Source organism: Humibacter sp. (assembly GCF_035547335.1).
GTDB lineage: Bacteria > Actinomycetota > Actinomycetes > Actinomycetales > Microbacteriaceae > Humibacter.
The window spans coordinates 15417-40573 of the sequence record NZ_DASZVF010000021.1 but is presented as its reverse complement, the minus strand read 5'-3'; the positions used below and the strand labels follow the sequence as shown (position 1 = coordinate 40573).

The following is a 25157-nucleotide window of genomic DNA, read 5'->3' as shown; positions in this document are numbered from 1 at the left end:
CGCCTCCACCTACGGGCACGCGCCGCCGGTTCGACCGCCGCACGCCGGGCCGCCGTCGACGCGGACGGATCGGCCGGATCCGGCGCGATTCGCGACTGAATCCGTGCACCGCTCTCGGCCGACGGTTGCCATGATGAAGACGGATCGCCTGTGCCGACGCTCCCGCGTCGCGCGATCCGCCATCGAAGGTGAGCGAAGCATCCATGCGATCTACCGTGTTCGAGCGTCTGCGGCCCAATGCAGCGATGGCCGACCACGCGCTGAAAGACACCCGCCAGTCGGTGTTCTGGCTCGAGGATGCTCCGCCCGACGCATACCCGGCGCTCACGTCGAGCACATCGGCCGACCTGGTCGTGGTGGGTGGCGGTTACTCGGGCCTGTGGACGGCGTTGCTGGCCAAGCGGCGCCATCCCGACGCGTCGGTCGTGCTCCTCGAAGCGAGGACGATCGGATGGGCGGCGTCGGGACGCAACGGCGGCTTCGCCGAGTCGAGCCTCACGCACGGCGAGGAGAACGGCAGGAGCCGTTTCCCCGAGGAGTACGACCAGCTCGCGCGCCTGGGCCGGGAGAACCTCGACGCGATCGAGGCGATCGTCCGCGAGCTCGGGCTCGACGCGGACTGGGAGCGCAACGGGTCCATCGACGTGGCCGTCGAGCCGCACCAGGTCGAGTGGCTGCGCGAGGCGGCCGACGGGCACAGCGCGGTGTTCCTCGACGAAGCGGAGCTGCGGGCATCCGTGCACTCGCCGACGTATCTCGGCGGCCTGCTCCATCCGCACGATGGAGCCCTCGTGCATCCGGCCAAGCTGGCCAGGGCGCTGGCACGAGCGTGTGCGGATGCCGGCGTGCAGCTCTTCGAGCGCACACCCGTGACCGAGCTGGTCACGTCGGGTCTGAGCGCTGCCGAGGGAGTCGACGTGCGCACGGCGGCGCTCGACGTCACCGGACGTCCGTCGGCGGCCGTGGTGCGCGCCGCCAAGGTCGCCCTCGGCACGAACGCGTTCCCCTCCCTGCTCAAACGCAACCGCCTCTACACGGTGCCGGTGTACGACTACGTGCTCATGACCGAGCCGCTCTCCCCCGGGCAACGGGATGCCATCGGCTGGCGCGGAAGGGAGGGCATCGGCGACAGCGCGAACCAGTTCCACTACTACCGGCTGAGCGCGGATGACCGCATCCTCTTCGGGGGCTACGACGCCGTGTACCACTACGGCGGCCGGGTTCGCGAGCGGTACGAGCGGCGGGATGCGACGCACCGCATGCTCGCCGAGCACTTCTTCACGACGTTCCCGCAGCTGGAGGGTCTGCGGTTCACGCACAAGTGGGCGGGCGCCATCGACACGTGCAGCCGGTTCTGCGCATTCTTCGGCAGCGCGCGCGATGGCCGCATCGCCTACGCGACGGGATTCACCGGGCTCGGCGTCGCGGCGACGCACTTCGGTGCCGAGGTGATGCTCGACCTCCTCGCCGGGGCCGACACCGAGCGCACCCGTCTGCGGATGGTGCGCACGAAGCCGATCCCGTTCCCGCCCGAGCCCGCGGCATCCGTCGGCGTGAACCTGATGCGCTGGTCGCTCGACCGCGCCGACCACCACGAGGGCCGGCGCAACCTCTTCCTGCGCACGATGGATGCCGTCGGCCTCGGCTTCGACTCCTGAGCCGGCCGGCGCGCGCTCACCCGACCGTGCCGAGGAACTGCAGCGTCGAGTTCAGCGCGGAACGTGCCGCCGCCAGGTTGAGGTGGAACTGGTACTCGTGCTGCAGCGGCGGCGTCTCGTTCTCTGGGTAGAAGACGCTCGTGACCTGCACGCCGAGGCCCTTCAGCTTGGCGGCCATCGGCTTGGACTGGCCCGCGGTGAGCGGGTCGGCGTTGCCGCCCGAGATCCAGGTGCGCGGGAAGTCCTTGGTGACGTGGTCGATGGTGGTCATCGCCTCGCCACCGGGCGTGTGCGACCAGTCCTTCGTTCCGAGATACGCCCACAGCGCGGTGCGGAATCCCCATCCACCGATGCCCGGCGCCTTCGGTATGCCGCGCACATCGTAGATTCCGCAGTCGAGCACGACGGCCGCGAGGTGGTCCTTCGTCAGCGCAGGCCGGATGCCGAGCCTCTGTGTGTAGGACTCGTTCGTCGCCATCACGGCCAGCTGCGCCGCGTACTGCGCACCGGCAGAGTCGCCGGCCAGCACGATGTGCGAAGGGTCGACGCCGAGCTCTGCCGCGTGCTCGAGGATGTATCCGAGCGCGGAGTTGAGCTGTTTCAGTGCTGTCGGATACTGCGCCTCGGGCGCGACCGTGTAGTTCAGGCTGATGCCGGTGTATCCGTGCGACGCGATGATGCGGACGTAGGGGTCGACGTTGCTCTTGTCGCCGGAGATCCACGCGCCGCCGTGGATCCACACGACGGTGGTGCGCGGCTGAACGGCACCCTCGGGCGCGAACAGGTCGAACGTGGTGTCGGAGGATCCGCCTGGCGCGTACGGCACGTTCATCCGCTCACGAAGGCCGCCGGTCGGCGCGTACTTCTCCATCGTCTGCACGGTCTGATGCGCATTGACCTCGAAGACCGTGCGGATGAGCAGAGCGCTCGGCCACGGACTGACGAACGAGAAGACGGTCAGCACGCCCAGCACGACGATGACGGATGCCCACGCGATCACCGCGCGCCGTCGATACCACGGCCTGCGGCCCCGTTCCCCCACCCTAGAGACCATAGTGGTCGGGCGGCTGCGGCAGACGCAGCGTGGCTCAGGGTGTCGATCCCCAGTCGTTCGCACCGGTCAGGCAAGCGCTGGCGGAACGCGCGACGGCATCCGTCTGACGCGCCGTATTCCGTTCGCCGGCTACGCGAACGGGTTCGGCGTCAGCGTGTACTTGGTGGACAGGTACTCGTGGATGCCCTCGGATCCGCCCTCGCGGCCGAGCCCCGACTGCTTCACCCCGCCGAACGGCGCTGCCGCGTTCGACACGACGCCGACGTTCAGCCCCATCATGCCGGTCTGCATCCGCTCGATCATGCGCTGTCCGCGAGCCAGGTCTTTCGTGAACACGTAGCCGACGAGTCCGTACTCGGTGTCGTTCGCAATGCGCACCGCCTCGTCCTCGTCGTGGAACGGCACGATCGACACGACGGGCCCGAAGATCTCCTCGCGGAGGATGTCGCTGCCGGGCACGACATCCGTCACCACCGTCGGCTCGAAGAAGGTGCCGTCGCCCTCGATCGCCGATCCGCCGAGGCGCAGGGTCGCGCCTCGATCGACGGCGTCTCGCACGAGTCCGGACGCCTTCGCCACGGCCTTGTCGTCGATGAGCGGTCCGATGGTGACGCCCTCGTCGGTGCCCCTTCCCACCTTCAGCGCGCGCACGCGGTCGGTCAGCCTCGCGGCGAACTCGTCGGCGACATCCTCGTGCACGATGAACCTGTTCGCCGCCGTGCACGCCTCGCCGATGTTGCGGAACTTCGCGAGCATGGCGCCCTCGACCGCTTTGTCGAGATCGGCGTCGTCGAACACCACGAACGGCGCGTTGCCGCCGAGCTCCATCGACGTGCGCAGCACGTTCGCGGATGCCTGCTGCAGCAGCTTGCGCCCGACCGGCGTCGACCCGGTGAACGACAGCTTGCGCAGTCGAGGGTCCGAGATGATGGGCTCCGACACGGCGCCCGACGTCGTCGTCGTGATCACGTTCACCGCTCCGCCGGGGAGCCCCGCGTCTTCGAGCAGCTTCGCGAAGTAGAGCGTGGTGAGCGGTGTCAGCTCGGCCGGCTTGACCACGACCGTGCATCCTGCGGCGAGCGCGGGCGCGATCTTGCGCGTGGCCATGGCGAGCGGAAAGTTCCACGGCGTGATGAGGTAGCACGGCCCCACGGGATGCTGCGACACGATCATGCGGCCCGTGCCCTCGGGGTTGATGCCGTATCGCCCGGTGATGCGCACGGCCTCCTCGCTGAACCAGCGCAGGAACTCCCCGCCGTACGTCACCTCGCCGCGCGATTCGGCCAGCGGCTTGCCCATCTCCAGCGTCATGAGCAACGCGAAGTCGTCGGCGCGCTCCTGCAGCAGGTCGAACGCCGCGCGCAGGATCTCGCCGCGCTTCCTCGGCGCGGTCGCCGCCCACTCGTCGGCGGCCGCGACGGCAGCGTCGAGGGCACGGATGCCGTCGGCCGGCGAGGCATCCGCGATCGTCTTCAGCACGGACCCGTTCGACGGGTCGAACACCTTCAGCGCGCCGCCGCCGGACTCCCCCGCCCGCTCGCCTTCGACCCAGTCGCCCCCGATGTACAGCCTGTCGGGCACTCGGCTCAGCAGCTCTTGTTCGCTCAGCATTCCGTCATCGCCTTCCCCACGACATCCAGTCCCTCGTTCAGAAGCTCGTCCGAGATCGCCAGCGGCGGCAGGAACCGGATCACGTTGCCCCACGTGCCGCACGTGAGCACCACGACGCCCTCGGCGAGCGCCGCGGCCTGCACGCGCGCGGTGAGCGCGGCATCCGGTTCTCCCGTCTGCGGGTTCACGAGCTCCATGGCCATCATCGCGCCCCGGCCCCGAACATCGCCGACCCTTGCATCTGAGGCCTTCAACTCGTTCAGTCGGCGTTCGAGGATGGCGCCCAGCTCGCGGGCACGCGTGGCGAGGTCGTCGTGCTCGTACGTCTCGATGGCGGCGAGTGCCGCTGCGCACGCGATCGGATTGCCTCCATACGTGCCGCCGAGGCCGCCGACCTGGGAGGAGTCCATGATCTCGGCCCGGCCCGTGACGGCCGAGAGCGGCAGGCCGCCCGCGATGCCCTTGGCCGTCGTGACCAGGTCGGGCACGATGCCGAACTGCTCACTGGCGAACATGGTTCCGGTGCGGGCGAAGCCGGTCTGCACCTCGTCGGCGATGAAGACGACGTCGTTGTCGTTCGCCCACTTCTGCAGTGCGGGCAGGAATCCGTCGGCGGGAACGACGAAGCCGCCTTCGCCCTGGATGGGTTCGATCAGGATGGCCGCGAGGTTCTCCGCGCGCACCTGCACCTCGATCTGCCCGATCGCACGGCGGGCTGCCTCCGCTCCGCTCGAGCCGTCGCGGTACGGATACGACATGGGCACCCGGTACACCTCGGGCGCGAACGGCCCGAAGCCGTTCTTGTACGGCATGCTCTTCGCGGTGAGCGCCATCGTCAGGTTGGTGCGGCCGTGGTACGCGTGGTCGAACACCACGACGCCCTGCTTCCTCGTGTAGTGCCTGGCGATCTTGACGGCGTTCTCCACGGCCTCGGCGCCGGAGTTGAACAGGGCGCTGCGCTTGGCGAAGTCGCCTGGCGTCAGCCGGTTGAGCGCCTCCGCCACGTCGACGTACGAGTCGTACGGCGAGATCGTGAAGCACGTGTGGGTGAACTGCGCCACCTGCCGCTGGACCGCCTCCACGACGCGCGGCGCCGCATTGCCCACGCCGGTCACGGCGATGCCGCTGCCCAGGTCGATGAGCGAGTTGCCGTCCGCGTCGACGAGCACGCCTCCGCCCGCCGCGACCGTGGCGACCGGGACGGTGTGCCCAACGCCCCTGGCCACAGCTTCAGCCTTGCGCTCGAGCAGCTGACGCGAGCGCGGTCCGGGGATCTCGGTCAGCAGGCGGCGCTGCTGCTCCAGCTGCGGGCCGCCGACCGGGATGGCGGGCGCGGAGTCGGGTTGCGTGTCGACTGTGGTCATCGCTGTCTCGATTCGTTTCACGTGGCAGGCGTCGCGTCGACCGGATCCGTGTCGATCGGGTCTCGTGCCGCTCCGGCGGCCAGACCCGTATCGGACCGTTGTCGCACACGCCGATCGAGCCCTTCGCCGATGCGAACTTCTCGCCTCTTCGCCAGGCTAGGCCCGCGCTCGGCCGAACTCTCTGTACAACGTGTACATTCGGCGCCTTCTCCTGGACACTCTGTACACTCGCGCCATGCCGGCACCCACCGTCACGACCCTGCTCGGCCGTCGAGAGCTCGCCCTCCACCTTCTCACGCCGCAAGCGGAGCTTCCGTCGCAGGCGCTGGATGCCGCCATCTCCTGGGTGCACAGCTCCGATCTCGACGACCCCACTCCCTTCCTCATCCCCGGCCAGGTGCTACTCACCACGGGGACGCAGTTCGGCACGCCGCAGGCGCCCGCGGAGGGAAGCAGGACGTCGGGAAGCAGGACGCCGGCCAGCAGCGCGCCGACCGGTAGTGCGCCGGCCGGCAGCACGCCGACCAGTGGTGCGCCGGCCAGCAGCGCGGCGGACTACGACGGTTACGTGAACCGGCTCGCGCTCGCCCGCGTCGCCGCGCTCGGTTTCGGCACGGATGTCGTACGCCAGACGCCGGCCGAGCTCGCGGACGCGTGCGTGCGGCACGGCATCCCGCTGTTCGAGGTTCCGTATCGAACGCCCTTCATCGCCGTGGCCAGGTACGCGGCCGATCTCCTGGCCGAGCAGGCGTACGCCCGCAACACGTGGGCGCTGTCCGCACAGCGAGCGGTGTCGTTCGCCGCTCTGCGTGCCGATGGGCTGCATGCCACGCTCGACGAGCTCTCCCGGCAACTCGGCAAGTGGGTGGCGCTCGTGGATGCCGACGGCGCCGTCGATCGCGTGTTCCCGACCCGCGGGCTGACGGCATCCGCCCGAGCGAACGTCGAGACAGAGGCCAGGCGCTTGCTCGCAGTCGGCCGCCGAGCGGCATCCGCGATCGCGGACGGCGACACCGTCATGTCGCTGCAGACGATCGGTGCGAGCGACCGATTGCTCGGCGTGCTCGCGCACGGCGGAGCCGACGATCTCGACCAGGCCGCGCAGCAGGTGGTGACGAGCGTCGTCGCGCTGGCCGGACTTGCGCTCGGCCAGGGTCGCGCGCTCGAGTCGGCGCGCGCCACGATGCGGGCCGTTCTGCTGCGGGCGCTCGAAGACGCCCGCACGCTTGCCGACGACTTCGGCGGCGAGCTGGGCGAGCACACCGGGCTGACGAACGCCGACGTGGCTGCGCTGGACCGCGCCAGCTCCCATCTCGAGGCCGCTGTGCATCGTGCCTCGGTGGGAGCCGTGGCAGGACCGCAACCACCGGCGGACGCTGCAGGCGGGCAGCCGCTCGGTGAGCATCGGGTGCGTGGTCGGGCGACGGACCCGCGGGCGGCGGGCGGTGACCCGGCCGGCGCTCGATCTTCCCTGCTGGCCGCGCTGGACGGCGAGGATGGCCGCTCCCGGGCATCCGCGCTGCTCGCCCCGCTCCGCGCCCAGGACTCGGAGGGAGTTCTCAGCGCGTCCGTTCTCGTCTGGCTGGAGCACAACGGCGTGTACGACGCCGCCGCGCGCGAACTCGGCGTGCATCGCCACACGCTGACAGCGCGGATCCGTGCCGTCGAGAAGGCGCTCGGCCGGAATTTCGGCTCGTTCGCCGAGCGGGCGGAGGTATGGGCGGCCCTGCGCACGGTGCGCGCGGGGCACGATGGTAGGGACGGCTGAGGCGAGGTCGGACGGCGTCCGATCACCTCAGGTGGCGTGCGGATGCAGGCACGACAGGTCGCGACAGGGGGATGACATGGGCAAGAACGACCGCAAGCCGACGCCGCGGCAGCAGGACGCGGAGGCGCGTCTGGAGGTGTTCGCCGTGGACGCGGCCGGCGACGTGGTCGAGGTCGAGGCCGTCGAGGTCGTCGAGGTCGTCGAGGACGACGCGACCGACGTGCTCGCCGCGGATGCCGACGGTGAGGTCGCGCTCGAGGTTTCCGAGATGGTCGAGACCGTTGAGGTCGACGAGCCTGTCGAGGAGCCTGAGGCCGGCGAGTCCGTCGAGGCCGAGGCCGTCGAGGTCGACGGGACGGTTGAGTCGATCGAGGTCGACGAGACGGACGAGCCTGAAGCCGGCGGGTCGATCGAGATCGACAAGGTCGATGTCATCGAGACGATCGAGATCGACGAGCGTGAAGACCCCGCCGTGCCCAGCGACGAGCGCGAGGCCGGGGGCGAGGCCGAGCCGGGAGAGGCGTCCGAGCGCGGCGAGCAGGCACGCTGGCGCATGCCGGCCGAGACCGAGCCGCAGGAGCGCATCTGGATGGCCTTTCCGCGCGGTGGCGCGTACCTCGGCGACACCGCAGAGGAGCTCGACGAGGCGCGCAACGCGTGGTGCGAGGTGGCGCATCAGATCCTGCGGTTCGAACCCGTGACCATGGTGGTGGATCCGCACGATCTCGGTGTGGCGCGACGCTACCTGTCGAGCCAGGTCGAGCTCGTGACGGCGCCGCTCGACGATGCCTGGATGCGCGACATCGGCCCGAGCTTCGTGCTCGACGGGCGCGGCCGGCTCGGTGCGGCCACGTGGCGGTTCAACGGCTGGGGCGCTCAGGACTGGGCGGAGTGGGGCAGCGACTCCGTGATCGGAGCGCTCGTGGCGGCGCGAGCCGGAGCGACCCGCGTCGTGAGCGACCTCGTCAACGAGGGTGGGGGCATCCAGGTGGACGGGCTCGGCACGGTGCTCCTGACCGAGACGGTGCAGCTCGACCCGAACCGCAATCCCGGCAGGACACGCGAGGACGTCGAGGCGGAGCTCGGGCGCACTCTCGGCGGGACCAACCCCATCTGGCTGGAGCGCGGGCTGTACCGGGATGCGCAACGGTTCGGCACGCGAGGCCACGTGGACATCGTGGCGACGATCCCCTCGCCTGGCCGTCTGCTGGTGCACACCCAGGCGGATGCCGGGCATCCGGACCACGAGATCACCCGCGGCATCCTGGAGACGCTCCGGGCCTCGCGCACTCCTGACGGCGAGGAGTGGGACATCGTCGAGCTGCACGCTCCGCGAGTGCTGAGGGACGAGGACGACTTCATCGACTACAGCTACATCAACCACCTCGTCGTCAACGGCGGTGTCATCGCCGGCACGTTCGGCGACCCGAACGATGAGCAGGCGCTGGACATACTCGCAGCGGCATATGAAGGTCGGGAGGTGGTGTCTCTGGATGCGCGCCCGCTTTTCGAGCGCGGCGGCGGCATCCACTGCATCACACTGCAGCAGCCGCTCGCCACGGCCGGCTGAGCCCGCCCCGATACCACCGAAACCCGCGCCGTTACCGCCGGTTGAGCCTGTCGAAACCGCCCCCCTGCCCACTGTCGGGTTTCGACAAGCTCAACCCTCGGTAGCGCGGCGGCGTCAGCCGAGCTGCTGGCGCTTGAGTTCCACCACGCGCCGAGCGGCGTCATCCACGATCTTCGCGAACGCCGGGTCCGCCTGCGCCTTCGCCACGACCGCCGACACCATCGGAGCCGCCACCGAGGGATCGGCCGAGATGAGCACGATGTCCACGCCCGCCTGCACCGCGAGCACGGCCCGATCGGCAGGAGACCAGGCCGCGGTCTGTTCTGCCGCCGAGAGGTCGTCGCTCATGACGACACCGTCGAAGCCGAGCTTCTGACGCAGCAGACCGTTGATGATCGAGGACGAGAACACGGCAGGACCGCCCGGATCAAGCTGCGTGTAGATGGCCGTAGACATCATCACCACCCGGGCTCCGTGCTGGATCTCCGTACCGAACACGCCGATGCTGGGACTCGTCGCCGTCGTCGTCGTGTCGGTGACACCCGAGTCGGTGTCGGTGTTCTCGGTGACGGCCCCCAGCCCGGGAAAGTGCTTGATCACCGGGACGACGCCCGCCGTATCCATTCCCGCGCGGAACGCATCCGCATGGCTCGTGATCGTGGCCGGGTCATAGCCGAACTGCCGGTCGAAGCCGCCGATCGGCGGGTTGTCCGCTGCGGCGTCCGGCGAAGGGATGAGATCGACGACGGGCGCGAGATTCATCGTGACTCCGGCCGACTTCAGCTGCGACCCCCACGTGAGGGCGGCATCCTTCAGCTGCGACGGCTCCATGGCGCCTTGCTGCAGGGCCGACGGCATGTCGTCGAAACCGGGCCTGTTCAGCACCTGCACCTCGCCGCCCTCCTGGTCGGTCGCGACGAACAGCGGAAGGCCTGCCGTCGAGCCGGATGCGACCAGCGACGTGAACTGCGACACGAGGGCCTTCGTCGCAGCCACTCCGCCATGCGACCTGCCGGCCAGGAAGACGTTGCCTGCATCAAGGCTCTTCACGGCATCCACCGTCGTCGCGTCTGCTTCTGTCGCCTGGGTCCCCACCATGAAGAGCTGGCCGACCTTCTGCTGGAGCGTCATCCCCGCGATCGGGTTGCTGGTCGGCGTGGGCGTGGGCGTCGGCGTCGGTCTCTCCGTGGTGGGCGATGCGGTGCGATGCGGTTTCGAAGTGGATGCCGCGCATCCGCTCAGTGCGACCCCGGCGAGCGCGGCGCCGAGCGCGACCAGGCCGGCCGCGCGGAGCATCCGAGCCGTCGGTCTGCGCACGCCTCCAGCGTAGGGGGCACCGGTGCCTGGATGCCCGTCACGAGAGAACGCCTCGCGCTGTCGCCTCATGCCGTGGCGTCCAGCCGCCGCGTCGCCGCGTCGCCGCTTCGAAACGCCGCGTCGCCGCATCCGGAAGTCGTCTCACGCGCAGAAAATGCTCTCCGCCCGAAGGCGAAGAGCATTTTCTGCAATCGAAACGCGCTCGGGCAGCCGCGAAGCGGCTCGGGCGGCCGCGCAACGCGATCAGGCGGCCACGGGCTCCGGCTCGGAAACGTCCGCCGCGTCGTCGACGAACGGATCGTCGCCGTTCCGCCGCGCGTTGTACAGCTCCAGGTCGAGGATGCCGTTGCGCTTGGCCACGATCGTCGGGATGAGCGCCTGCCCCGCCACGTTGATCGCGGTGCGTCCCATGTCGATGATCGGGTCGATCGCGAGCAGCAGTCCGACGCCCGCGAGCGGCAGGCCAAGGGTGGACAGCGTCAGCGTGAGCATGACCGTGGCACCCGTCGTGCCCGCGGTCGCCGCAGATCCGACCACCGCGACGACCACGATGAGGAGGTACTGGCCGAGGTTCAGGTGGATGCCGTAGAACTGCGCCACGAAGATCGAGGCGAGCGCCGGGTAGAGGGCGGCGCAGCCATCCATCTTCGTCGTCGCGCCCAGCGGCACGGCGAACGACGCATACGCGCGCGGCACCCCGAGGTTGCGCTCCGTCACACGCTCGGTGAGCGGCATCGTGCCCATCGACGAACGAGAGACGAAGCCCAGCTGGATGGCGGGCCATGCGCCGGAGAAGTACTGCTTGATCGACAGCCCGTTGCTGCGAACGATGATCGGGTACACGACGAAGAGGATGATGACCAGACCCACGTAGATCGAGATCACGAAGACGCCGAGCGAGCCGAGCGCATCCCAGCCGTAGGTGGCGACGGCCTTCGCGATGAGCGCGAGGGTGCCGATGGGCGCCAGGCGGATGATCCACCACAGCACCTTCTGGATGATCGAGAGCACCGACGACGTCAGGTTGAGGAACGGCTCGGCCTTCTTGCCGACCGCCAGCGCCGCGATGCCGATGGCCGCCGAGATCACGATCACCTGCAGCACGTTGAACGACACCGCCGTGGTGACGGATGCCGCCGGCCCGGTCCCGACGACCTGCGACTGCGCCGAAAGACCGAACACGTTCGACGGGACCAGCCCGGTGAGGAAGGCCCACCAGGAGCCGACGTGGCTGGGAGTGGCGGCATCCGCCTTCGTCACTCCCGTGTGCACGCCCGGCTGCACGATGAGGCCGAGCGCGATGCCGATGACCACAGCCACGAACGCCGTGATGGCGAACCAGATGAGCGTCTGCACGGCCAGGCGCGCCGCGTTCGACACCCGGCGCAGGTTGGCGATCGAGCTCACGACGGCGGTGAAGACGAGCGGCACCACGGCGGCCGTCAACAGTGAGACGTACGATCCGCCGATCGTCGTGACCGTGGCCGTCAGCCAGTTCGGCTGAAGCGGCGTTCCGCCCAGGGAACGGGCGATCAGGCCGACCACGACGCCGGCGATGAGTCCGGCGATGATCTGCACGCCGAACGACGTGAGCCAGCGTGGCGCCTTGCGAGTGGATGCGGGTCGACCCTGGGCGGGCTCGCCGCCTGGTCCCTTGTTCTCTGCAGTCGTCGAAGTCACGCGGTCACGTTATCGACGCCCGAAGCGACGGTGTCGGCTGTGACGGAGTGTTACCGCGAGGGCGGATGCCGCCCGCCGGCGGGCCGTCAGCGGCGGGGGGCTGCGGCTTCGCGGCATCCGCTTCACTGACAGAGAATGCGGACGCTGGGACGCCGCGCAGCATTTTCTGCCACTGAAACGCCAGGCCGCTTGCGCCGGTGAACGCCGGCCCGGGCCGCGCCCGGTGAAACGTCAAGCCGTCCGTCGGCCGTGCAACGCCAGCGCTCGCGCTGCCGGTGAAAGCGGAACCGCGCCGCCACACCGACTTACGAGCCCGCGCGAGGAGTGAGCCCCGACGTCCGCAGGATGACGGCGCGAGTCGAGCCTCTGCGGAGCCGTGCGCAGATGCGATGGAATACCCCCATGACCAACGACCGCATCCCCGCCGTGTTCGAGCGCAGAGACGACCGCTTCGAGGGGATCAGGGGTGACACCGAACTGCGCATCCTGTTCGACGACGGTCGCTGGCTCGAGGGGCCGTCGTACTCGCCTCAAGGGCGCTTCCTGCTGTTCAGCGACATCCCCAACGACCGCGTGCTGCGATACGACGAGGTGTCCGGACGGGTCGATGTCTGGTCGCAGCCCGCCGGATTCGAGAACGGCCGCACGGTCGACCCCCAGGGCAGGTTCATCTCCTGCCAGCACGGCAACCGGCGGATCGTGCGCCGCGAGCACGACGGGTCCACCACAGTGCTGGCGGATGCCTACAACGGCCTCGCCCTCAACAGCCCGAACGATGTGGTGGCCCGCTCCGACGGCTCGGTGTGGTTCACGGATCCGACCTACGGCATCCTCACCGACTACGAGGGGCATCGCTCGGTCGAGCAGATCGGCAGCCGCAACGTGTATCGTTGGGCGCCGGATGCCCCGCTTGCGGTCGTCGCCGACACCCTGACCCAGCCGAACGGCCTCGCATTCTCGCCCGACGAAACACTGCTCTACGTCACCGACAGCGAGCTCCGCACCGTCACCGTGTTCGACGTGGTGCGCGACGAACTGCAGAACGGACGGGAGTTCGCCTCGAGCCCGGCGGGATACGACGGCATCCGGCTCGACGATCGGGGCCGGCTGTGGGCGGCCACTGGGGAAGGCGTGCACGTCTACGACCCGGATGGCACGCTGCTCGGCGTGCTGCGGTTGCCCGAGATCGCAGCGAACCTCGAGTTCGGAGGGCCGCAGCGCAACCTGCTCTACATCACCGCGACGACACGGCTCTACGTGATCCGCGTCACGGTCGAGGGCGCCAAGCGCCTCTGACGCAGAGGTACTTTGGCCGCCGGGCGGTCAGCTGCCTCCTCCGTCCTCGCCCCACCTGCCTCGTCCGTCTTCGCATCTCCCGCGGTGCCCCTTCCCCAGCCAGCGGTCCGCTTATTGCCGGGCGGTCCGCCTATTGCCGCGAATAAGTGGACCCGTGGACAGGAAACGGACCCGTGGAAGGGACGTGGACGCGCTACGGACGGGGACCGGGCCCGTGGACGCGACGCGGCGGTCGTGTGCAGCATGCCACGACCGGGGAGCCGTTGAGAGCCTCGCCCTCCCCGAGAGGTCCGCTTGTTGTCGGGCGGTCGGTTTGTCGCCGCGAAGAAGTGGACCCGTGGGCGGGAAACGGACCCGTGGACGGGAACCGCACCGCCGGAGACGGCAACCGGGGATCCGTGGACGCCACGCGGCAGTCGTGCCGGGGCATGTGGCGACCGGCGCGGGAGAGCCGCGTCCTCCCCGCGGGTCCGCTTGTTGCCGGGCGGTCCGTTTGTTGCCGCAGATTAGGGGACCCGTGGACAGGAAACGGACCCGTGGGCGGGAGCGCTGCATGATTCCGCATCTTTCCTTGCGCTCGGCTGTGAATCCCCGCTAAGTTGACGGAGGCCCATTCGGGTCATCCGTTCCGCTCGCGCGAGTCTCGCGCTCGAGCGGGCGATCAGGAATGCGAAAGGGGAACGTCATGATGCAGGACATCACGAACACTCAGCCTCACACCTTCGCATTCCGCGGCGCATCCCTGCTTCGTGAGCGTGGCCTCCGCGCAGGGACAGCCTGCTAGCGGTCTCCGCCTGCTGAGGCGCGCATCCGCTTGCTGACGCCCTCGCGGCCTCGGCGCCACCGTCGATCGCGCTGCCCGGTGTTTGAGCAGCACTAGATCGACTCTGCTCGAGTCTCGCTCGCGAGCTGTCGGTGCATCGGCAGTCCGACTCACACGAGTGGCGCGGCCACAGAGCCGGCAGCAGCGGATGCCGACCGGCTCGCCATCGACAGCGGGCGTCGGTCTGCTCCGCGGCGACAGCGGGCGTCGGTCTGCTCCGCGTCGACAGCGGACGGCAACGGGCCAGCGCAAGCAGCGGGCGTCGGCCGGCTCGCAGCGGCGGGCGTCGGCCGGCGGCAGCGGAAGGCGTCGTCCGGTGGCAGCAGCGGGCGACGGCTGGCTCGGCGACTGACCGACGCAGCGACTTCGACCGCACGCCACGGCCTCGGCGCCTGAGCTCGGCATCTGGCGCAGACCGCTGACGCCGACTCGACCGGCCCCCGCGCGTCGCGCCCGCTCCGTCCAAGCTCCCGCAACGGGGCTCGGCTCCCGCACTCCGTTCCGGCGCTCTCTGCTCTCCGCAGAGCGTGCCGCTGGCAGAAAACCCGCCGGCATCGACGCCGGACGACCGATCGTCTCTTGTATCCGCCCCTCGAGATCGCGGCTGACGGCATCCGTGCCCGCGCCGCGTGAGCCACGCCCCGCGTGGCACCCGTCGCACCACACGCACCACCAACCCCGCTCGACACGTTCGAGCACACTGCGAAGGAATCACCATGAACACCGAAACACTCGTCAAGCCCCGTGCCGCCACCACCGGCGCGGTCAGCTCGTGGAGCCGGGACTCGCATCCGCCGAGTCCACTGGATCGCATCGCCATGCGAGTAGGTCTCGCTCTGCTCCTCTGGGGCAGGCACCGGTACCGTGCGCGGCCCGATCGGGAAGCGCAATGGGAGCTCATCGCGCACCGCAACCGCCTCGAGCGGGAGCGGGCGGCTCGGGAGCAGGCCTGGCTCGCCGCGGCGCACGAGCTTCCACGCAGGTGACGCCATGAACGCGTCAACGGCCAAGGGCAGTCTGGTCGCCGCCGGCTATGTCCGGCGGCGACCGGCTCGCGTCGGCGCCGGTTGCGCTTCGAAACCGCTGCGCTGGCGTTGCCGGGTTTCAACAGGCTCAACGCTCGGTATCGCGGGGTCGCCCGGTTTCGACAGACTCAACCCTCGGTATCGCGCCCGGCGCTTTGGCAGCGATCAGCCGAGGATGACCTGGATCGCGGCCTCCGGCGTGTTCACGCGGAAGCTGAACGACTCCTCGAGGTAGAGGCTCACACTCTGCGCGTCGTGCGCGCTGTATCCGATCGCGAGATCCTGCCCCACCTCGAGCACGAAGTCGCCGCCGCGAAGGCTGAGCACGACCACGCCGTCGAGCCCTGGCACCCATTCAACCGGTCCGCCGAGGATGTCGCGCAGGTGCCGGATCAACGGATACCCGCCGCCCTCGTTCGCCTCGATCACGCTCGTCCACTGGGTCGGCCCGAGCGCGAGCGCGTACGGCCCGTCCACGCCGGAACGCTTCAGCGCGGCGATCGCCTGTGTCACCACGTCGTCATAGTCCTGCGGCGCTCCCTCGTGCACAAGCGGGCAGTGCGGGGACGCGGGGATGATGCCCGTGATGCCTACGGCATCCCATCCGTTGAACACCGCGGAGTTCTCCACGCGCGCGGCGCGCACGGCCGCCTCGTCGAGCGCGCTCAGGTCGACATCCTCCGCACCCCTGTCGACCGCGTCGAGCTCCTCCCGCTCGAGCGCGAAGTCCGCGCGCACCTCCACGAGCGGGAGCACCCTGCGGCTGCGCGCGATGACGGATTCCTCGGGCGCATCCACCACGCCCGTCACGCGTCCGAGGTTGGTCGCCGAGTGATCCCAGCCGTGCGGCCCGGAGAAGTCGACGAGCTTGCGCGCACCGAGCGCGACGGGCAGGCGAGCGGACGCCTCGGCATCCAGAAGCGCCCACGCCGCGTCGGTGAGCGGTGCATGATCGCGCAGCAGATGATTCGTCATGGTCTGCGTTCCTTCCGTGCCAGGTCTGTTGAATCGAGCGGGATGGCGCGAAGCGATCCGATCCCGAGACCGTCGCCGGCCGTCGCGCCGGACTCGTCGCTCTGCGCGCCAGACTCGTCGTCGTCCGCGGCGATCCCGAGCACATCGGCGAGCGCATCCGGGTCGGCGAGCGCCTGCAGCACCGGATTCGACGGCACGAAGAACGTGCTGCCCGTGACGGCCATCGACACGTCGAGGATCTTGTCGTAGAAGCCGGGCGGGTCGCCGATGAACATGCGGTCGATCATCCGCATGGTCACCCAGAGCCGTGCGGAGTAGCCGATGAAGTACGTGCCGAACTCCCCCGACCCGGGGCGGCCGAACGGCATGTTGTCGCGCAGGATGTCGATCTCGTCGCCGTTCTCGTCGGTGATGGTCGTCAGCGTCTTGTGCGCCTTCTGGTTCTCGACGCTGTCGTCGAGCTCCACGTTGTCGCTCTTCCTGCGGCCGATGACGGCTTCCTGCTCCTCCACGGTGAGATCACCCCAGGTGCCCAGATCGTGCAGGTACTTCTGCACGACGACGTAGCTGCCGCCGGCGAACGGGGCGTCGTCGACTCCGATGATGGCCGTGTCGGCGAGATCCTGACCGATCGGGTTCGCCGTGCCGTCGACGAAGCCGAGCAGGTCCCGCTCGTCGAAGTATCTGAAGCCCTGGGTCTCGTCTGCGATGCGCACCGTGCTGCCGAGCGCATCCAGCAGCAGCCGCTCCAGCTCGAAGCAGAGGTCGATGCGCTCCGCCCTGATGTGGAAGAGCAGGTCGCCCGCCGTCGACGGCGCTGTGTGCACGTCGCCGCGCACGACGGGGAACACCTCGAGCTCTGAGGGACGGATGCCCGGCACGAGCCTGTCCCACAGCAGGCGCCCGATGCCCACGACGCACGAGAGACGTCCGCCGAGGTCGCGGAACCCGACCGTCTTCACCAGGTCGTCGATCGCCGAGATCGTCTCCCGAACGATGTCGAGCGATGCCGGATCGTCGCGCACCGTGACCACCAGGAAGACCGCGAACCTGGAGAGCGGAGCGTCGACGCTCTGAGCATCGATCGGTACGCGATCGCCGTGGTGACTCGACATCCGGCTCCCCTCCGCTTCAGCCAAACACTACCGCCGAGCAGCCTGACCTCGCCCGCTCGGGCGGCCCTGCCTCGATGTACCGGGTCGGGCCCGGACCGGGTCGGCGCAGCGTCTGCAGACCGGGTAAGTTCACTTCACATGGAGGAGAGGCCGGTCGGGTCGCCGCGAGGGCCGGACGCGCCCACGCCCGCCCCCGCCAGCGCCGAGTCGGCCGCACGAACTCCTTCGAACCCGGCGGCCGCCGGCGGCGCGCCGACCCCGACGACCGGTCCCGCGACGGGCCCGACTCCCGGCCCCGCGAAGACGCCCGCCACCGCCGCCGACAGCACTCCCGCCCCGACTCCCGGCCCCGCGAAGACACCCAGCACCTCAGGCCGAGCCGTGCGCTTCGTCACGAACCTGTTCGGCACGGAATCCACGGTCTACGGCATCGTGCTCGTGACCGCGCTGATGGCGATCGGATGGAAGTACCAGACCGATCTCGAGGTGCTCACGTTCATCGTGGCGACGACGATCATCTTCTGGCTGACCCACGTCTACGCCCGCACCGCCGTTGCGCACGCTGACGAGGGCGGCGAGCCCGTTCCGGTTCGCAAGGCGTTCGGCGAAGCGGTGCGGCACTCCAGCGGGATGCTGCTGGCCATGCTGCTGCCGGCGTTCTTCCTGCTTCTGGCGGCACTGCATCTGATGGACGAGTACGTCGCGTACTTCATCGCACTCCTGATCGGCATCGTGCTGCTGGTGATGATCGGATACCTCGTCGCCCTGCGCAACAGGCGCCCGTGGTGGCGTCGGATCCTGGCCGCGCTCATCACGGGGCTGCTCGGCTCGATCGTGATCGTGCTCGGCATCCTCGCGCACTGACCCCAGCGGCCCAGCCCAGCGGCCCGGCCCAGCGGTCCAGCCCAGTGGCCCAAGCCGACCGGCACTGACCCCACGGCGTGAGCCCAGCGGCCCGTGCCGACCGACCCGAGCCGCCGGCCACGCGGACCGGAAAGAAGCCGAGGACCCGCGCCGGCTAGCCGGCCAGGCGCGTCGCTTCGGCGAGCAGGTCGAACTGTGCCAGGTCGGTGACATCCAGAAGCTGAAGGTAGACCCGGGCGGCGCCGAGGGCCCGGAGCCCGGAAAGCCGCTCGGCCACGTCGTCCGGCGTGCCGTGCAGGCCGCTCGTGCGCTGGGCGGCCGGGTCCAGGCGCTGGGCGCGAGCACGCGCATCCGCCTCGGCACGGCTCTCGCCGATCGTGGCCGTGAGCGCTATCGACAGTCGCAGCGTCTGAGGGTCGCGACCGGATGCCTCCGCGGCGTCGCGCACCCTTCCGAACCGCTCGTCCACGACCTCGTTCGCGACGAACCCCGTGTTGAACTCGCTCGCGAATCGTGCGGCGAGGGCCGGCGTGCGGCTCGGACCGCCCCCGCCGATGATGAGCGGGATGCGTGCCCCGGCCGGCCGCTGCGCGCCGGGAGCGGCGTCGAGCGTGAAGTACTCACCCTGGAACGAGAACGTCTGCCCGTCCGGCGTGCCCCACAGACCGCTCACGATGGCCAGGGCCTCCTCGAACAGCCCGAACCGCTTGGGCGGGAACGGGATGCCGTACGCCTCGTGCTCCGGCGCGTTCCAGCCCGCCCCCAGGCCGAGTTCGGCGCGGCCGCCCGACATGGCGTCGACGTTTGCCACCTGCACCGCCAACACTCCTGGATGCCGGAACGTGACGGGCGAGACGAGCGTGCCGAGCCGGATGCGCCGGGTGCTGACGGCGAGAGCGGCGAGCGTGGTCCATGCATCCGAGACGGCGTGATCGCCCGTGAAGACGCGGTCGGGGGCGATGTAGTGGTCGGAACGGAAGAACCCGTGGAAGCCGTGCGCCTCGGTGGCGAGCGCAGCCGCCAGCAGTCGGTCCCAGGTCATGCCGAGTTGCGGCTCGACGAAGATGCAGTATTCCACCGCACCATCCTGCCGGTCGGGACGCACCTGTACGTCCCGAGCGGCGACACGAGGAATGCCTGTCACCCGCGCCCGCGAGTAACGTTTGCCTCAGGCAATCGAGGTGACAGCATCCGCAGGCACTCATGAACGACGACAACCCGACGCCGGAGCGACCGGCCGCTCTGCGATGGCCGATCCTCGTCGTCCGCTACGCCGCCGTCGGCTTCGGGTCGGCGCTGGCCGCCATCCTCGGCGTTGCGGCGCTGACGGTCGTCGAGGGCTTCTGGGCACGCGGCAAGCTGCTTCGCACCCGAAGCGTCACCCCCACTGGCGCGAGCGGCCCGTTCGGCGAGCAGTACGACGGTCAGCCCCTTCACCTCGTGCTCATGGGCGATTCGCTCGCGGTCGGATACGGCTCGGACACCGACGACCAGACGGTCGGGGTCGTCCTGGCGAAACGCCTGGCCGAGGTCGCGAAACGACCCGTGCGACTCGACAACGTGGCGGAAGTGGGGGCCGAGTCCACCGACCTGCTGGCCCAGCTGATCGCGGTGGGAAGGATGCCCTCTGCGCCCGACGTCGTCGTGATCATCGTCGGCGGCAACGATGCCATGCACCTGAAGCCACTCGCCGACGCCCTGCATCCGCTGCGAGCCACGATCGGCGAGCTGCGCCGCATGGGCGCGCGGGTCGTGGTCGGGACGTGCCCGGATCTCGGGACCGTGCGCTCGTTCTTCGAGCCGCTGCGGTTCTTCGCGCACTGGCTCAGTCGCCTCCTCGCCACGAGCCAGACGATCGTGGCGCTGCGCGCCGGGGCACGGACGGTGTCGCTCGCCGACTCGCTCGGCCCGCTGTTCCGGCGGGATCCCACGTCGATGTTCTCGGCGATGGACCGGCTGCATCCGTCCGGTCTGGGGTACGTCAACGCGGCCGAGGTGCTGTTCCCGAGCGTGCGGGCAGCGGCGGGATATCCGGCGAAGGACGGCCCCTTGGTGCCCTACCGCGTATACGACAAGACCAGCAGCCATCCCCTCGCGTGGCTCGCGTTCCGCGCCTCCCGGCGGGCGGGCGTGCGGCTGCGCCACGCGAAGGATGTCGCACCTCCTGCCGCGTGAGGCGCGTCCCGTCGCCCGATCCCTCCCAGGCTTTCTCCCCTGCTTCGCCTGAGATCGAGCCCCGGCCTGTAGGCCGCCAACCTGGATCTCCGCGGTGCCGAACCTGGGTCTCCGCGCACAATCGGCCGCCTCGGGTTGCGGCACTGCGGCGGCTGCGGAATCGTGGCCGACTCATGATCGCAACCGGAAGGAGAGCACATGCTCACCCTCACCGAGAACGCCACCACTCTCGTGAAGTCGCTGACCACCCAGGCCGTCGATTCCCCGGAAGGCGGTCTGCGCATCAGCAGCCCGGAGCCGAATGCGACCACTTTCGCGGTGGCCGTGGCACCCGCACCGCAGGCCGATGACCAGGTGATCATCGAAGGCGACGCCCGGGTGTTCGTCGAGGAGAACGCCTCGGCAGCGCTCGACGACAAGGTTCTGGATGCCCAGCTCGACGAGCAGGGCGCCGTGCACTTCCAGCTCGGCCTCCAGGCCTAGGGCACGGGCGCGTCGCACGACGCAGCCTCGAAGGGGCGGGTCACCGGATGGTGGACCGCCCCTTTCGCGTCTGAGCCGGCAGACTCCAACTGATGCGGCTCAGCCGATGCAGCTCAGCTGAGCCACCGCACCGGCCCGGAAGCGGCATCGCCCGAGACGCCGCGTCAGCTGAGGAGCCCGGCGTTGGACGCCCTGCGAACGGCATCCACGCGCGACGTCGCTCCGAGCTTTTGGAACAGGCTGTACGCGTGGCGCTTGACAGTGCCCTCCGTGATGCCGAGCTCCGAAGCGATCTGCTTGTTCGACTGGGCCAGGCTGATCAGGCGCAGCACCTCGCGCTCCCGCTGCGTGAGCGACTCCCTCTCCAGGTGCGCCGGCCCCTTGGCCTGGACGGCGGGAGCCGTCGCGACCGCCTCCACGAGCGCATCGATGAGCACGGCGCCCGACGTCGACTTGCTGAGGAACGCCCTCGCGCCCGCTCCCTGCAGCACGTCGCGCAGCGGCGCGTGGTTGTGCATCGTGACGATGGCGACCGCCGACTGTGGGGAGACCCGCTGGATCTTGCGCAGCGTCTGCTCGACGGGCGTGCCGTCGATGTCCACGTCGAGGATGACGAGCACCGGCTGGTGCGTCTCGACGGCTTCGACGCCGCCGCTGCTCGTCGCTGCGGACGCGACCACGTCGATGCGGCCGTCGTTCTGCAGCAGGCTGCCGAAGGCATCCAGGAACACACGATGATCGTCGATCAGCACCGCGCTGATCGGCTCCGTCGCCGTCGCCTCATTCGTCGGCATAGGGCACCTCCACGATCACTCTGGTGCCGGTGCCCGGCGCCGATTCCAGCGAGTACGTCGCACCGATGAGCTCGGCGCGCTCGCGCATGCCGACCAGGCCCATCGCGCCTGGGCGGATGCGCAGCGGGCTGAAGCCGCTGCCGTCGTCCCACACCTCCACCCTCAGTTCCTGGCCGCCCCATTGCAGCCGAACTCCGACGGTCGCCGGCATGCCGTGCGAGAACGAGTTGCGCAGCGCCTCACGGATGATCAGGAACACCTGGTCGCGCGTGGCATCCGCCAACGGCTGCGGCTCGCCGGCCTCCGACACGTCCAACGCGACGTCGTGCACGCCGGCCTCGTCGAGGTAGAGTTGCACGGAGTCGATCAGGCTGCGCGAGCCGGTGATCTGGCGCAGCTCCATCGCGATCGTCTGCGCCTCGCCGAGCGCCTGGTCGAGCAGACCCCTCGCCTCCGTGCGCGTCCGATCGCGCTCCCGCGTGAGCTGGGTGTCTGCGAGATCGAGCTTCATCAGGCCGGATGCCAGGGTGTGCGCCACCCTGTCGTGCAGGTCCCGGGCGATGGACGCCCGCTCCTCGCGCTGCACCGCGGTGATGCGGTCGAGCAGCACGTCCACGTACGACAGCGCCGCCGAGGTGAGCAGCCGGAAGATCTGGTCGCTGAGCGCGATGGCGAGCGCGTCTTCGGAGACCGGATCACCGGCATCCTTCGTCGCGCGCTGCAGGCCGGGCAGGCTCGCCGAGAACAGCAGCCTCGCGGCCAGCAGGCTCTCGGCGGGATGGATGTGCTGGGTCGCCCGGATGAGGCCGACGTCGAGCCCGCGATCGTCCACCTCGTCGAGGCGAGGCTCCACCACGAAGCCGAGCTCGGCGAACGCCGACCCGAGCAGGAACCGCACCTGGTCGCGCAGGCCCTCCTCGACCTCCTCGTCTTCGACGAGCGGGCTCTGCGCGGCGATCAGGCCCTCCCGCACCTGGGCGAAGACGCCGTCGACGACGTCGTCGAGCACTGCCGTCTCGATCTTCATGCCACCACCACGATCAGGTTCGCAACCAGCTGACTCACCATGAACACCGCGTACATCCTCCGCTTCGATCCGAGGTCCCGTCCGTGAACCACCATGGCGAGCATCACGAGACCGGCGACGACGAAGCAGCCGGCGACGATCCGGCCGGCCGGCGACGGCACGGCGAGACCGGCGACGCCGACGAGGCAGCACGCCACGGTGATCGTCCACGCCGCACCGCGCATCCCGAGCACGACGGGCAGCGTGCGCCGGCCCGCGGAACGGTCGCCCTCGATGTCGCCGAGGTCTTTCGTGTTGCCCGCCGTCGCCATCCACAGCGACAGCAGTACGACGACCGACAGCGACGACGCATCCGGTGTGCCGCCTGCCGAGTACAGGCCTGCGAGATATGTGATGACTCCGCCCAGACCGATCACCACGCACGCCGACCACACCCGGCGCTTGGCAGCCAGGCGTCCGGCCGAGTACCACCAGCCGATCAGGAGCGACGCCAGCACGGATGCCGTGAACGCGAGCCCGAGCACCGCGCCGAGCACCACGCTCGCCACACCGAACCCGACGCACCACGCCACGGCCACCCGCAACGGGAGCCGTCCGCTCGCCAGCGGCCGGGCCGACCCGTTGAGACGGTCGCCGGGCAGGTCGGAGATGCCGTTGTAGAGGTACACCGCGGCGGTCGCGCACACCCAGGCGAGGAGCCCGATCACGACATGAGACCAGTCGAGCGCGTCGAGTCTCCCGCAGCCGCCGGCCGTGCCGAGGGATGCGCCCGCCACGAAACGCAGCGCGAACATCACGAGCACGATCGGCCGGCATTCCGCGAGCACGAGCGGCACTGCGTACCAGCCGAGCCTGCGGGCATCCTCTTCCCGCCGGGACTCAGCGCCGATCGTCACGCCAGCATCATGGCGCAGATCGGCGTCGACCGCGAAGGATGCCGGTGCGTCGCGCGTGATCGACGTAACACTGCGGGGCGAACGAGCCCGGGACGAGACACCCCGACGAATCACGTCTACGGTCGCCGGTCGCGCTCCGGAGCGGGCCTGTGCTCAGTCCTCCACTGCCGAAGCGAGACGTCGCGCGGCCGCGATCGGGATCGCGAGCCACGACGGTCTGTTGCGCGCCTCGTACACGGCCTCGTACAGCGCCTTGTCGAGCTCGAACGCGTCGAGCAGCAGGTTCTGCCGCGTCGCGTCGTGTCCGGCCCGGTCGCGGTATCCCTCGAGGAATGCGTCCCTGCACGCCCGAGCCCACTCCCTGGCACCCGGCGTGTCTCCGCACGCGCCCGCCACGTAGTCGAAGCTGCGCAGCATGCCCGCGACATCCCGCAACGGCACGTCCACCTCGGAGCGGCTCGCGAGCGACCGCATCGGCTCACCCTCGAAGTCGATGATCACCCAGTGTCCACCGGGAACGGCGAGGATCTGCCCGAGGTGCAGGTCACCGTGGATGCGTTGCAGCCGCGGCCATTCCGCGTCGGCCGCTCTGACGTAGAGCCGCTCGATGGGTGACCGCAGCTCGTCGAGTTCCGGCACCTCCCTCGCCGCGGCGTCCAGTCGTTCCCGCCAGCCGGTGAGGATGTCGGACACGTCGGCCGGCGCCGCAGCGCGCGTCGGCAGCGCGGACCCGAGCACTGAGTGCACATCGGCCGTCGCCTCGCCCATCTGGCGGGCGCTGTCGAGGAACGCCGTGCCGCCCGCCGCCGCGCTCAACGCGAGTTGCCAGGCATCCGCAGCGCCGGTGAGGAACTGCTGGGCGAACGCGAGATGTCCTCTCGCCTGGCCGTCGGCGCGACCCGCGTCGGGCCACTGTCCTGCGACGCTGCCGATGACGGCGGGCACGGATGCCGACCCCGCGGCGTACAGCGCGGACTGCAGCACGACATCCGGATTCTCACCGTGGTGCAGCGTGCGGAACACCTTACAGATGGCGTGCCGTTCTTCCGCCTCCCCGTCGAGCGAGTCGAGCGAATAGACGATCGACGTGTTCGACTGCTCTGCGCTCATCACGCGCGACGACAGCACCGTGGCGCGCCAGAGTTCGGCGTCGCTCGATGCATCGCCGTCCTGCCGAACTGCCACACCCCACGCCGCCGTGCTGGGCCTGTCCGCCGTGCCGGGCTCCTCCCCCGAGCCGTGCCCCTCCGCCGAGCTGCGCCCGTCCGCCGATCTGCGCCCCTCCACGCGGCCTTGCTCGACGATCAGGCGAAGCAGGCGCCGGGCGAACTCCGGGTCGTGAGGCGCGTCGTAGGCGTGCCGAGGCATCCCTGCAGGGTCGGGCAGCCGGCCTATGTAGGCGCCCTCCGCACCCTCCAGCTGCTCGTCGCGATACGTCACGGGCACCTGATAAAGGGCGCCCCTGCCCTCGCTCTCATCGAGCACGAAGTGCGTGGCAACCTGCACGCCGTGCTGAGAGGGCCACTCGAGCATGCCGAGCATTCGCAGGCGCGGAGTGGCGCCTTTGCCGGCGAACCATCGTTGACGTTGGATCCAGCCGGCGAGGTCTTCGTCGAGAGCAGCGGCCTGCGGCATGCTCCCGACAGTAGCCCGGACAGGTCA

Annotated in this window: 21 protein-coding genes; 8 read left to right on the top strand and 13 right to left on the bottom strand. The window is 69.8% G+C overall.

Annotated features, from left to right (window positions below):
• Nucleotides 1–203 precede the first annotated feature (203 nt).
• On the top strand, nt 204–1658 hold the full coding sequence (locus VHB92_RS05405) for an FAD-dependent oxidoreductase (protein WP_325452180.1): 1455 nt from the start codon (nt 204–206) through the stop codon (nt 1656–1658).
• Between the two features lie 16 nt (nt 1659–1674).
• On the opposite strand, the gene VHB92_RS05400 is transcribed toward VHB92_RS05405, so the two are convergent.
• From VHB92_RS05400 to gabT, 3 genes are all read right to left on the bottom strand, one after another.
• Nucleotides 1675–2700, bottom strand: coding sequence for an alpha/beta hydrolase (locus tag VHB92_RS05400; protein WP_325452178.1), 1026 nt, complete (start codon nt 2698–2700; stop codon nt 1675–1677).
• Nucleotides 2701–2841: 141 nt separating this feature from the next.
• Nucleotides 2842–4323 (bottom strand): NAD-dependent succinate-semialdehyde dehydrogenase, encoded by a 1482-nt coding sequence (locus VHB92_RS05395; protein WP_325452177.1) that lies wholly within the window; start codon nt 4321–4323, stop codon nt 2842–2844.
• Complete coding sequence (gene gabT, locus VHB92_RS05390) at nt 4317–5687, bottom strand: 4-aminobutyrate--2-oxoglutarate transaminase (protein ID WP_325452175.1); 1371 nt, start codon at nt 5685–5687, stop codon at nt 4317–4319. The genes VHB92_RS05395 and gabT overlap by 7 nt, the downstream gene beginning before the upstream one ends.
• Nucleotides 5688–5922: 235 nt before the next feature.
• On the opposite strand from gabT, the gene VHB92_RS05385 reads away from it, so the two are divergent.
• Nucleotides 5923–7455 (top strand): PucR family transcriptional regulator ligand-binding domain-containing protein, encoded by a 1533-nt coding sequence (locus VHB92_RS05385; RefSeq protein ID WP_325452173.1) that lies wholly within the window; start codon nt 5923–5925, stop codon nt 7453–7455.
• Between the two features lie 553 nt (nt 7456–8008).
• The gene (locus VHB92_RS05380) at nt 8009–9025 is read left to right on the top strand and encodes an agmatine deiminase family protein (RefSeq protein ID WP_414653069.1); all 1017 of its coding nucleotides are present in this window, start codon (nt 8009–8011) and stop codon (nt 9023–9025) included.
• Between the two features lie 114 nt (nt 9026–9139).
• Here the strand turns inward: VHB92_RS05380 and VHB92_RS05375 are convergent, their stop codons facing one another.
• Nucleotides 9140–10342, bottom strand: a complete 1203-nt coding sequence (locus VHB92_RS05375; RefSeq protein ID WP_325452169.1) for a glycoside hydrolase family 3 N-terminal domain-containing protein — start codon at nt 10340–10342, stop codon at nt 9140–9142.
• Nucleotides 10343–10585: 243 nt separating this feature from the next.
• On the bottom strand, nt 10586–12022 hold the full coding sequence (locus VHB92_RS05370; protein ID WP_414653065.1) for a dicarboxylate/amino acid:cation symporter: 1437 nt from the start codon (nt 12020–12022) through the stop codon (nt 10586–10588).
• A 402-nt stretch (nt 12023–12424) separates the two neighbouring features.
• On the opposite strand from VHB92_RS05370, the gene VHB92_RS05365 reads away from it, so the two are divergent.
• Both VHB92_RS05365 and VHB92_RS05360 read left to right on the top strand, forming a co-directional pair.
• Nucleotides 12425–13318: an SMP-30/gluconolactonase/LRE family protein gene (locus VHB92_RS05365; RefSeq protein ID WP_325452167.1), complete on the top strand. Its 894-nt coding sequence runs from the start codon at nt 12425–12427 to the stop codon at nt 13316–13318.
• Nucleotides 13319–14857: 1539 nt separating this feature from the next.
• Nucleotides 14858–15127 carry a hypothetical protein gene (locus tag VHB92_RS05360; RefSeq protein ID WP_325452165.1) on the top strand — a complete coding sequence of 90 codons (270 nt, stop codon included), beginning with the start codon at nt 14858–14860 and terminating at the stop codon, nt 15125–15127.
• A gap of 204 nt (nt 15128–15331) precedes the next feature.
• Here VHB92_RS05360 and VHB92_RS05355 read toward each other — a convergent pair whose 3' ends face one another.
• From VHB92_RS05355 to VHB92_RS05345, 3 genes are all read right to left on the bottom strand, one after another.
• Entirely contained in the window at nt 15332–16141 is an 810-nt protein-coding gene (locus VHB92_RS05355; RefSeq protein ID WP_325452163.1) for a family 1 encapsulin nanocompartment shell protein, read from the bottom strand.
• On the bottom strand, nt 16138–17256 hold the full coding sequence (locus VHB92_RS05350) for a Dyp-type peroxidase (RefSeq protein ID WP_325452161.1): 1119 nt from the start codon (nt 17254–17256) through the stop codon (nt 16138–16140). The genes VHB92_RS05355 and VHB92_RS05350 overlap by 4 nt, the downstream gene beginning before the upstream one ends.
• A 134-nt stretch (nt 17257–17390) precedes the next feature.
• Nucleotides 17391–17651: a hypothetical protein gene (locus VHB92_RS05345; protein WP_325452159.1), complete on the bottom strand. Its 261-nt coding sequence runs from the start codon at nt 17649–17651 to the stop codon at nt 17391–17393.
• On the opposite strand from VHB92_RS05345, the gene VHB92_RS05340 reads away from it, so the two are divergent.
• Nucleotides 17638–18120, top strand: a complete 483-nt coding sequence (locus VHB92_RS05340) for a hypothetical protein (protein ID WP_325452157.1) — start codon at nt 17638–17640, stop codon at nt 18118–18120. The genes VHB92_RS05345 and VHB92_RS05340 overlap by 14 nt on opposite strands.
• Nucleotides 18121–18274: 154 nt before the next feature.
• Here the strand turns inward: VHB92_RS05340 and VHB92_RS05335 are convergent, their stop codons facing one another.
• Nucleotides 18275–19198, bottom strand: a complete 924-nt coding sequence (locus tag VHB92_RS05335; RefSeq protein WP_325452155.1) for a TIGR03560 family F420-dependent LLM class oxidoreductase — start codon at nt 19196–19198, stop codon at nt 18275–18277.
• A gap of 125 nt (nt 19199–19323) precedes the next feature.
• Between VHB92_RS05335 and VHB92_RS05330 the strand changes: the two genes are divergently transcribed.
• Both VHB92_RS05330 and VHB92_RS05325 read left to right on the top strand, forming a co-directional pair.
• On the top strand, nt 19324–20295 hold the full coding sequence (locus VHB92_RS05330; RefSeq protein ID WP_325452153.1) for an SGNH/GDSL hydrolase family protein: 972 nt from the start codon (nt 19324–19326) through the stop codon (nt 20293–20295).
• Nucleotides 20296–20493: 198 nt separating this feature from the next.
• Complete coding sequence (locus tag VHB92_RS05325) at nt 20494–20778, top strand: Fe-S cluster assembly protein HesB (RefSeq protein ID WP_325452151.1); 285 nt, start codon at nt 20494–20496, stop codon at nt 20776–20778.
• A gap of 164 nt (nt 20779–20942) precedes the next feature.
• On the opposite strand, the gene VHB92_RS05320 is transcribed toward VHB92_RS05325, so the two are convergent.
• The 4 genes from VHB92_RS05320 to VHB92_RS05305 all read right to left on the bottom strand — a co-directional run bounded on the left by VHB92_RS05320 (nt 20943) and on the right by VHB92_RS05305 (nt 25130).
• The gene (locus VHB92_RS05320; RefSeq protein WP_325452149.1) at nt 20943–21572 is read right to left on the bottom strand and encodes a response regulator transcription factor; all 630 of its coding nucleotides are present in this window, start codon (nt 21570–21572) and stop codon (nt 20943–20945) included.
• Nucleotides 21559–22599, bottom strand: coding sequence for a sensor histidine kinase (locus VHB92_RS05315; protein ID WP_325452148.1), 1041 nt, complete (start codon nt 22597–22599; stop codon nt 21559–21561). Before VHB92_RS05315 ends, VHB92_RS05320 begins: the two co-directional genes overlap by 14 nt.
• Nucleotides 22596–23495 carry a UbiA family prenyltransferase gene (locus VHB92_RS05310; protein WP_325452146.1) on the bottom strand — a complete coding sequence of 300 codons (900 nt, stop codon included), beginning with the start codon at nt 23493–23495 and terminating at the stop codon, nt 22596–22598. The genes VHB92_RS05315 and VHB92_RS05310 overlap by 4 nt, the downstream gene beginning before the upstream one ends.
• A gap of 153 nt (nt 23496–23648) precedes the next feature.
• A complete protein-coding gene (locus VHB92_RS05305) occupies nt 23649–25130 on the bottom strand; it encodes a maltokinase N-terminal cap-like domain-containing protein (RefSeq protein ID WP_325452144.1) in 1482 nt (493 codons plus the stop codon).
• Between the last annotated feature and the right edge of the window lie 27 nt (nt 25131–25157).

Coding starts and splice junctions, on each gene's coding strand:
- VHB92_RS05360 (WP_325452165.1), top strand. CDS start 14,858: ATGAACACCGAAACACTCGTCAAGCCCCGTGCCGCCACCACCGGCGCG.
- VHB92_RS05325 (WP_325452151.1), top strand. CDS start 20,494: ATGCTCACCCTCACCGAGAACGCCACCACTCTCGTGAAGTCGCTGACC.
- VHB92_RS05320 (WP_325452149.1), bottom strand. CDS start 21,572: ATGCCGACGAATGAGGCGACGGCGACGGAGCCGATCAGCGCGGTGCTG.
- VHB92_RS05380 (WP_414653069.1), top strand. CDS start 8,009: ATGCCGGCCGAGACCGAGCCGCAGGAGCGCATCTGGATGGCCTTTCCG.
- VHB92_RS05305 (WP_325452144.1), bottom strand. CDS start 25,130: ATGCCGCAGGCCGCTGCTCTCGACGAAGACCTCGCCGGCTGGATCCAA.
- VHB92_RS05385 (WP_325452173.1), top strand. CDS start 5,923: ATGCCGGCACCCACCGTCACGACCCTGCTCGGCCGTCGAGAGCTCGCC.
- VHB92_RS05315 (WP_325452148.1), bottom strand. CDS start 22,599: ATGAAGATCGAGACGGCAGTGCTCGACGACGTCGTCGACGGCGTCTTC.
- VHB92_RS05330 (WP_325452153.1), top strand. CDS start 19,324: ATGAACGACGACAACCCGACGCCGGAGCGACCGGCCGCTCTGCGATGG.
- VHB92_RS05355 (WP_325452163.1), bottom strand. CDS start 16,141: ATGACGAATCATCTGCTGCGCGATCATGCACCGCTCACCGACGCGGCG.
- VHB92_RS05350 (WP_325452161.1), bottom strand. CDS start 17,256: ATGTCGAGTCACCACGGCGATCGCGTACCGATCGATGCTCAGAGCGTC.
- VHB92_RS05395 (WP_325452177.1), bottom strand. CDS start 4,323: ATGCTGAGCGAACAAGAGCTGCTGAGCCGAGTGCCCGACAGGCTGTAC.
- VHB92_RS05365 (WP_325452167.1), top strand. CDS start 12,425: ATGACCAACGACCGCATCCCCGCCGTGTTCGAGCGCAGAGACGACCGC.
- gabT (WP_325452175.1), bottom strand. CDS start 5,687: ATGACCACAGTCGACACGCAACCCGACTCCGCGCCCGCCATCCCGGTC.
- VHB92_RS05405 (WP_325452180.1), top strand. CDS start 204: ATGCGATCTACCGTGTTCGAGCGTCTGCGGCCCAATGCAGCGATGGCC.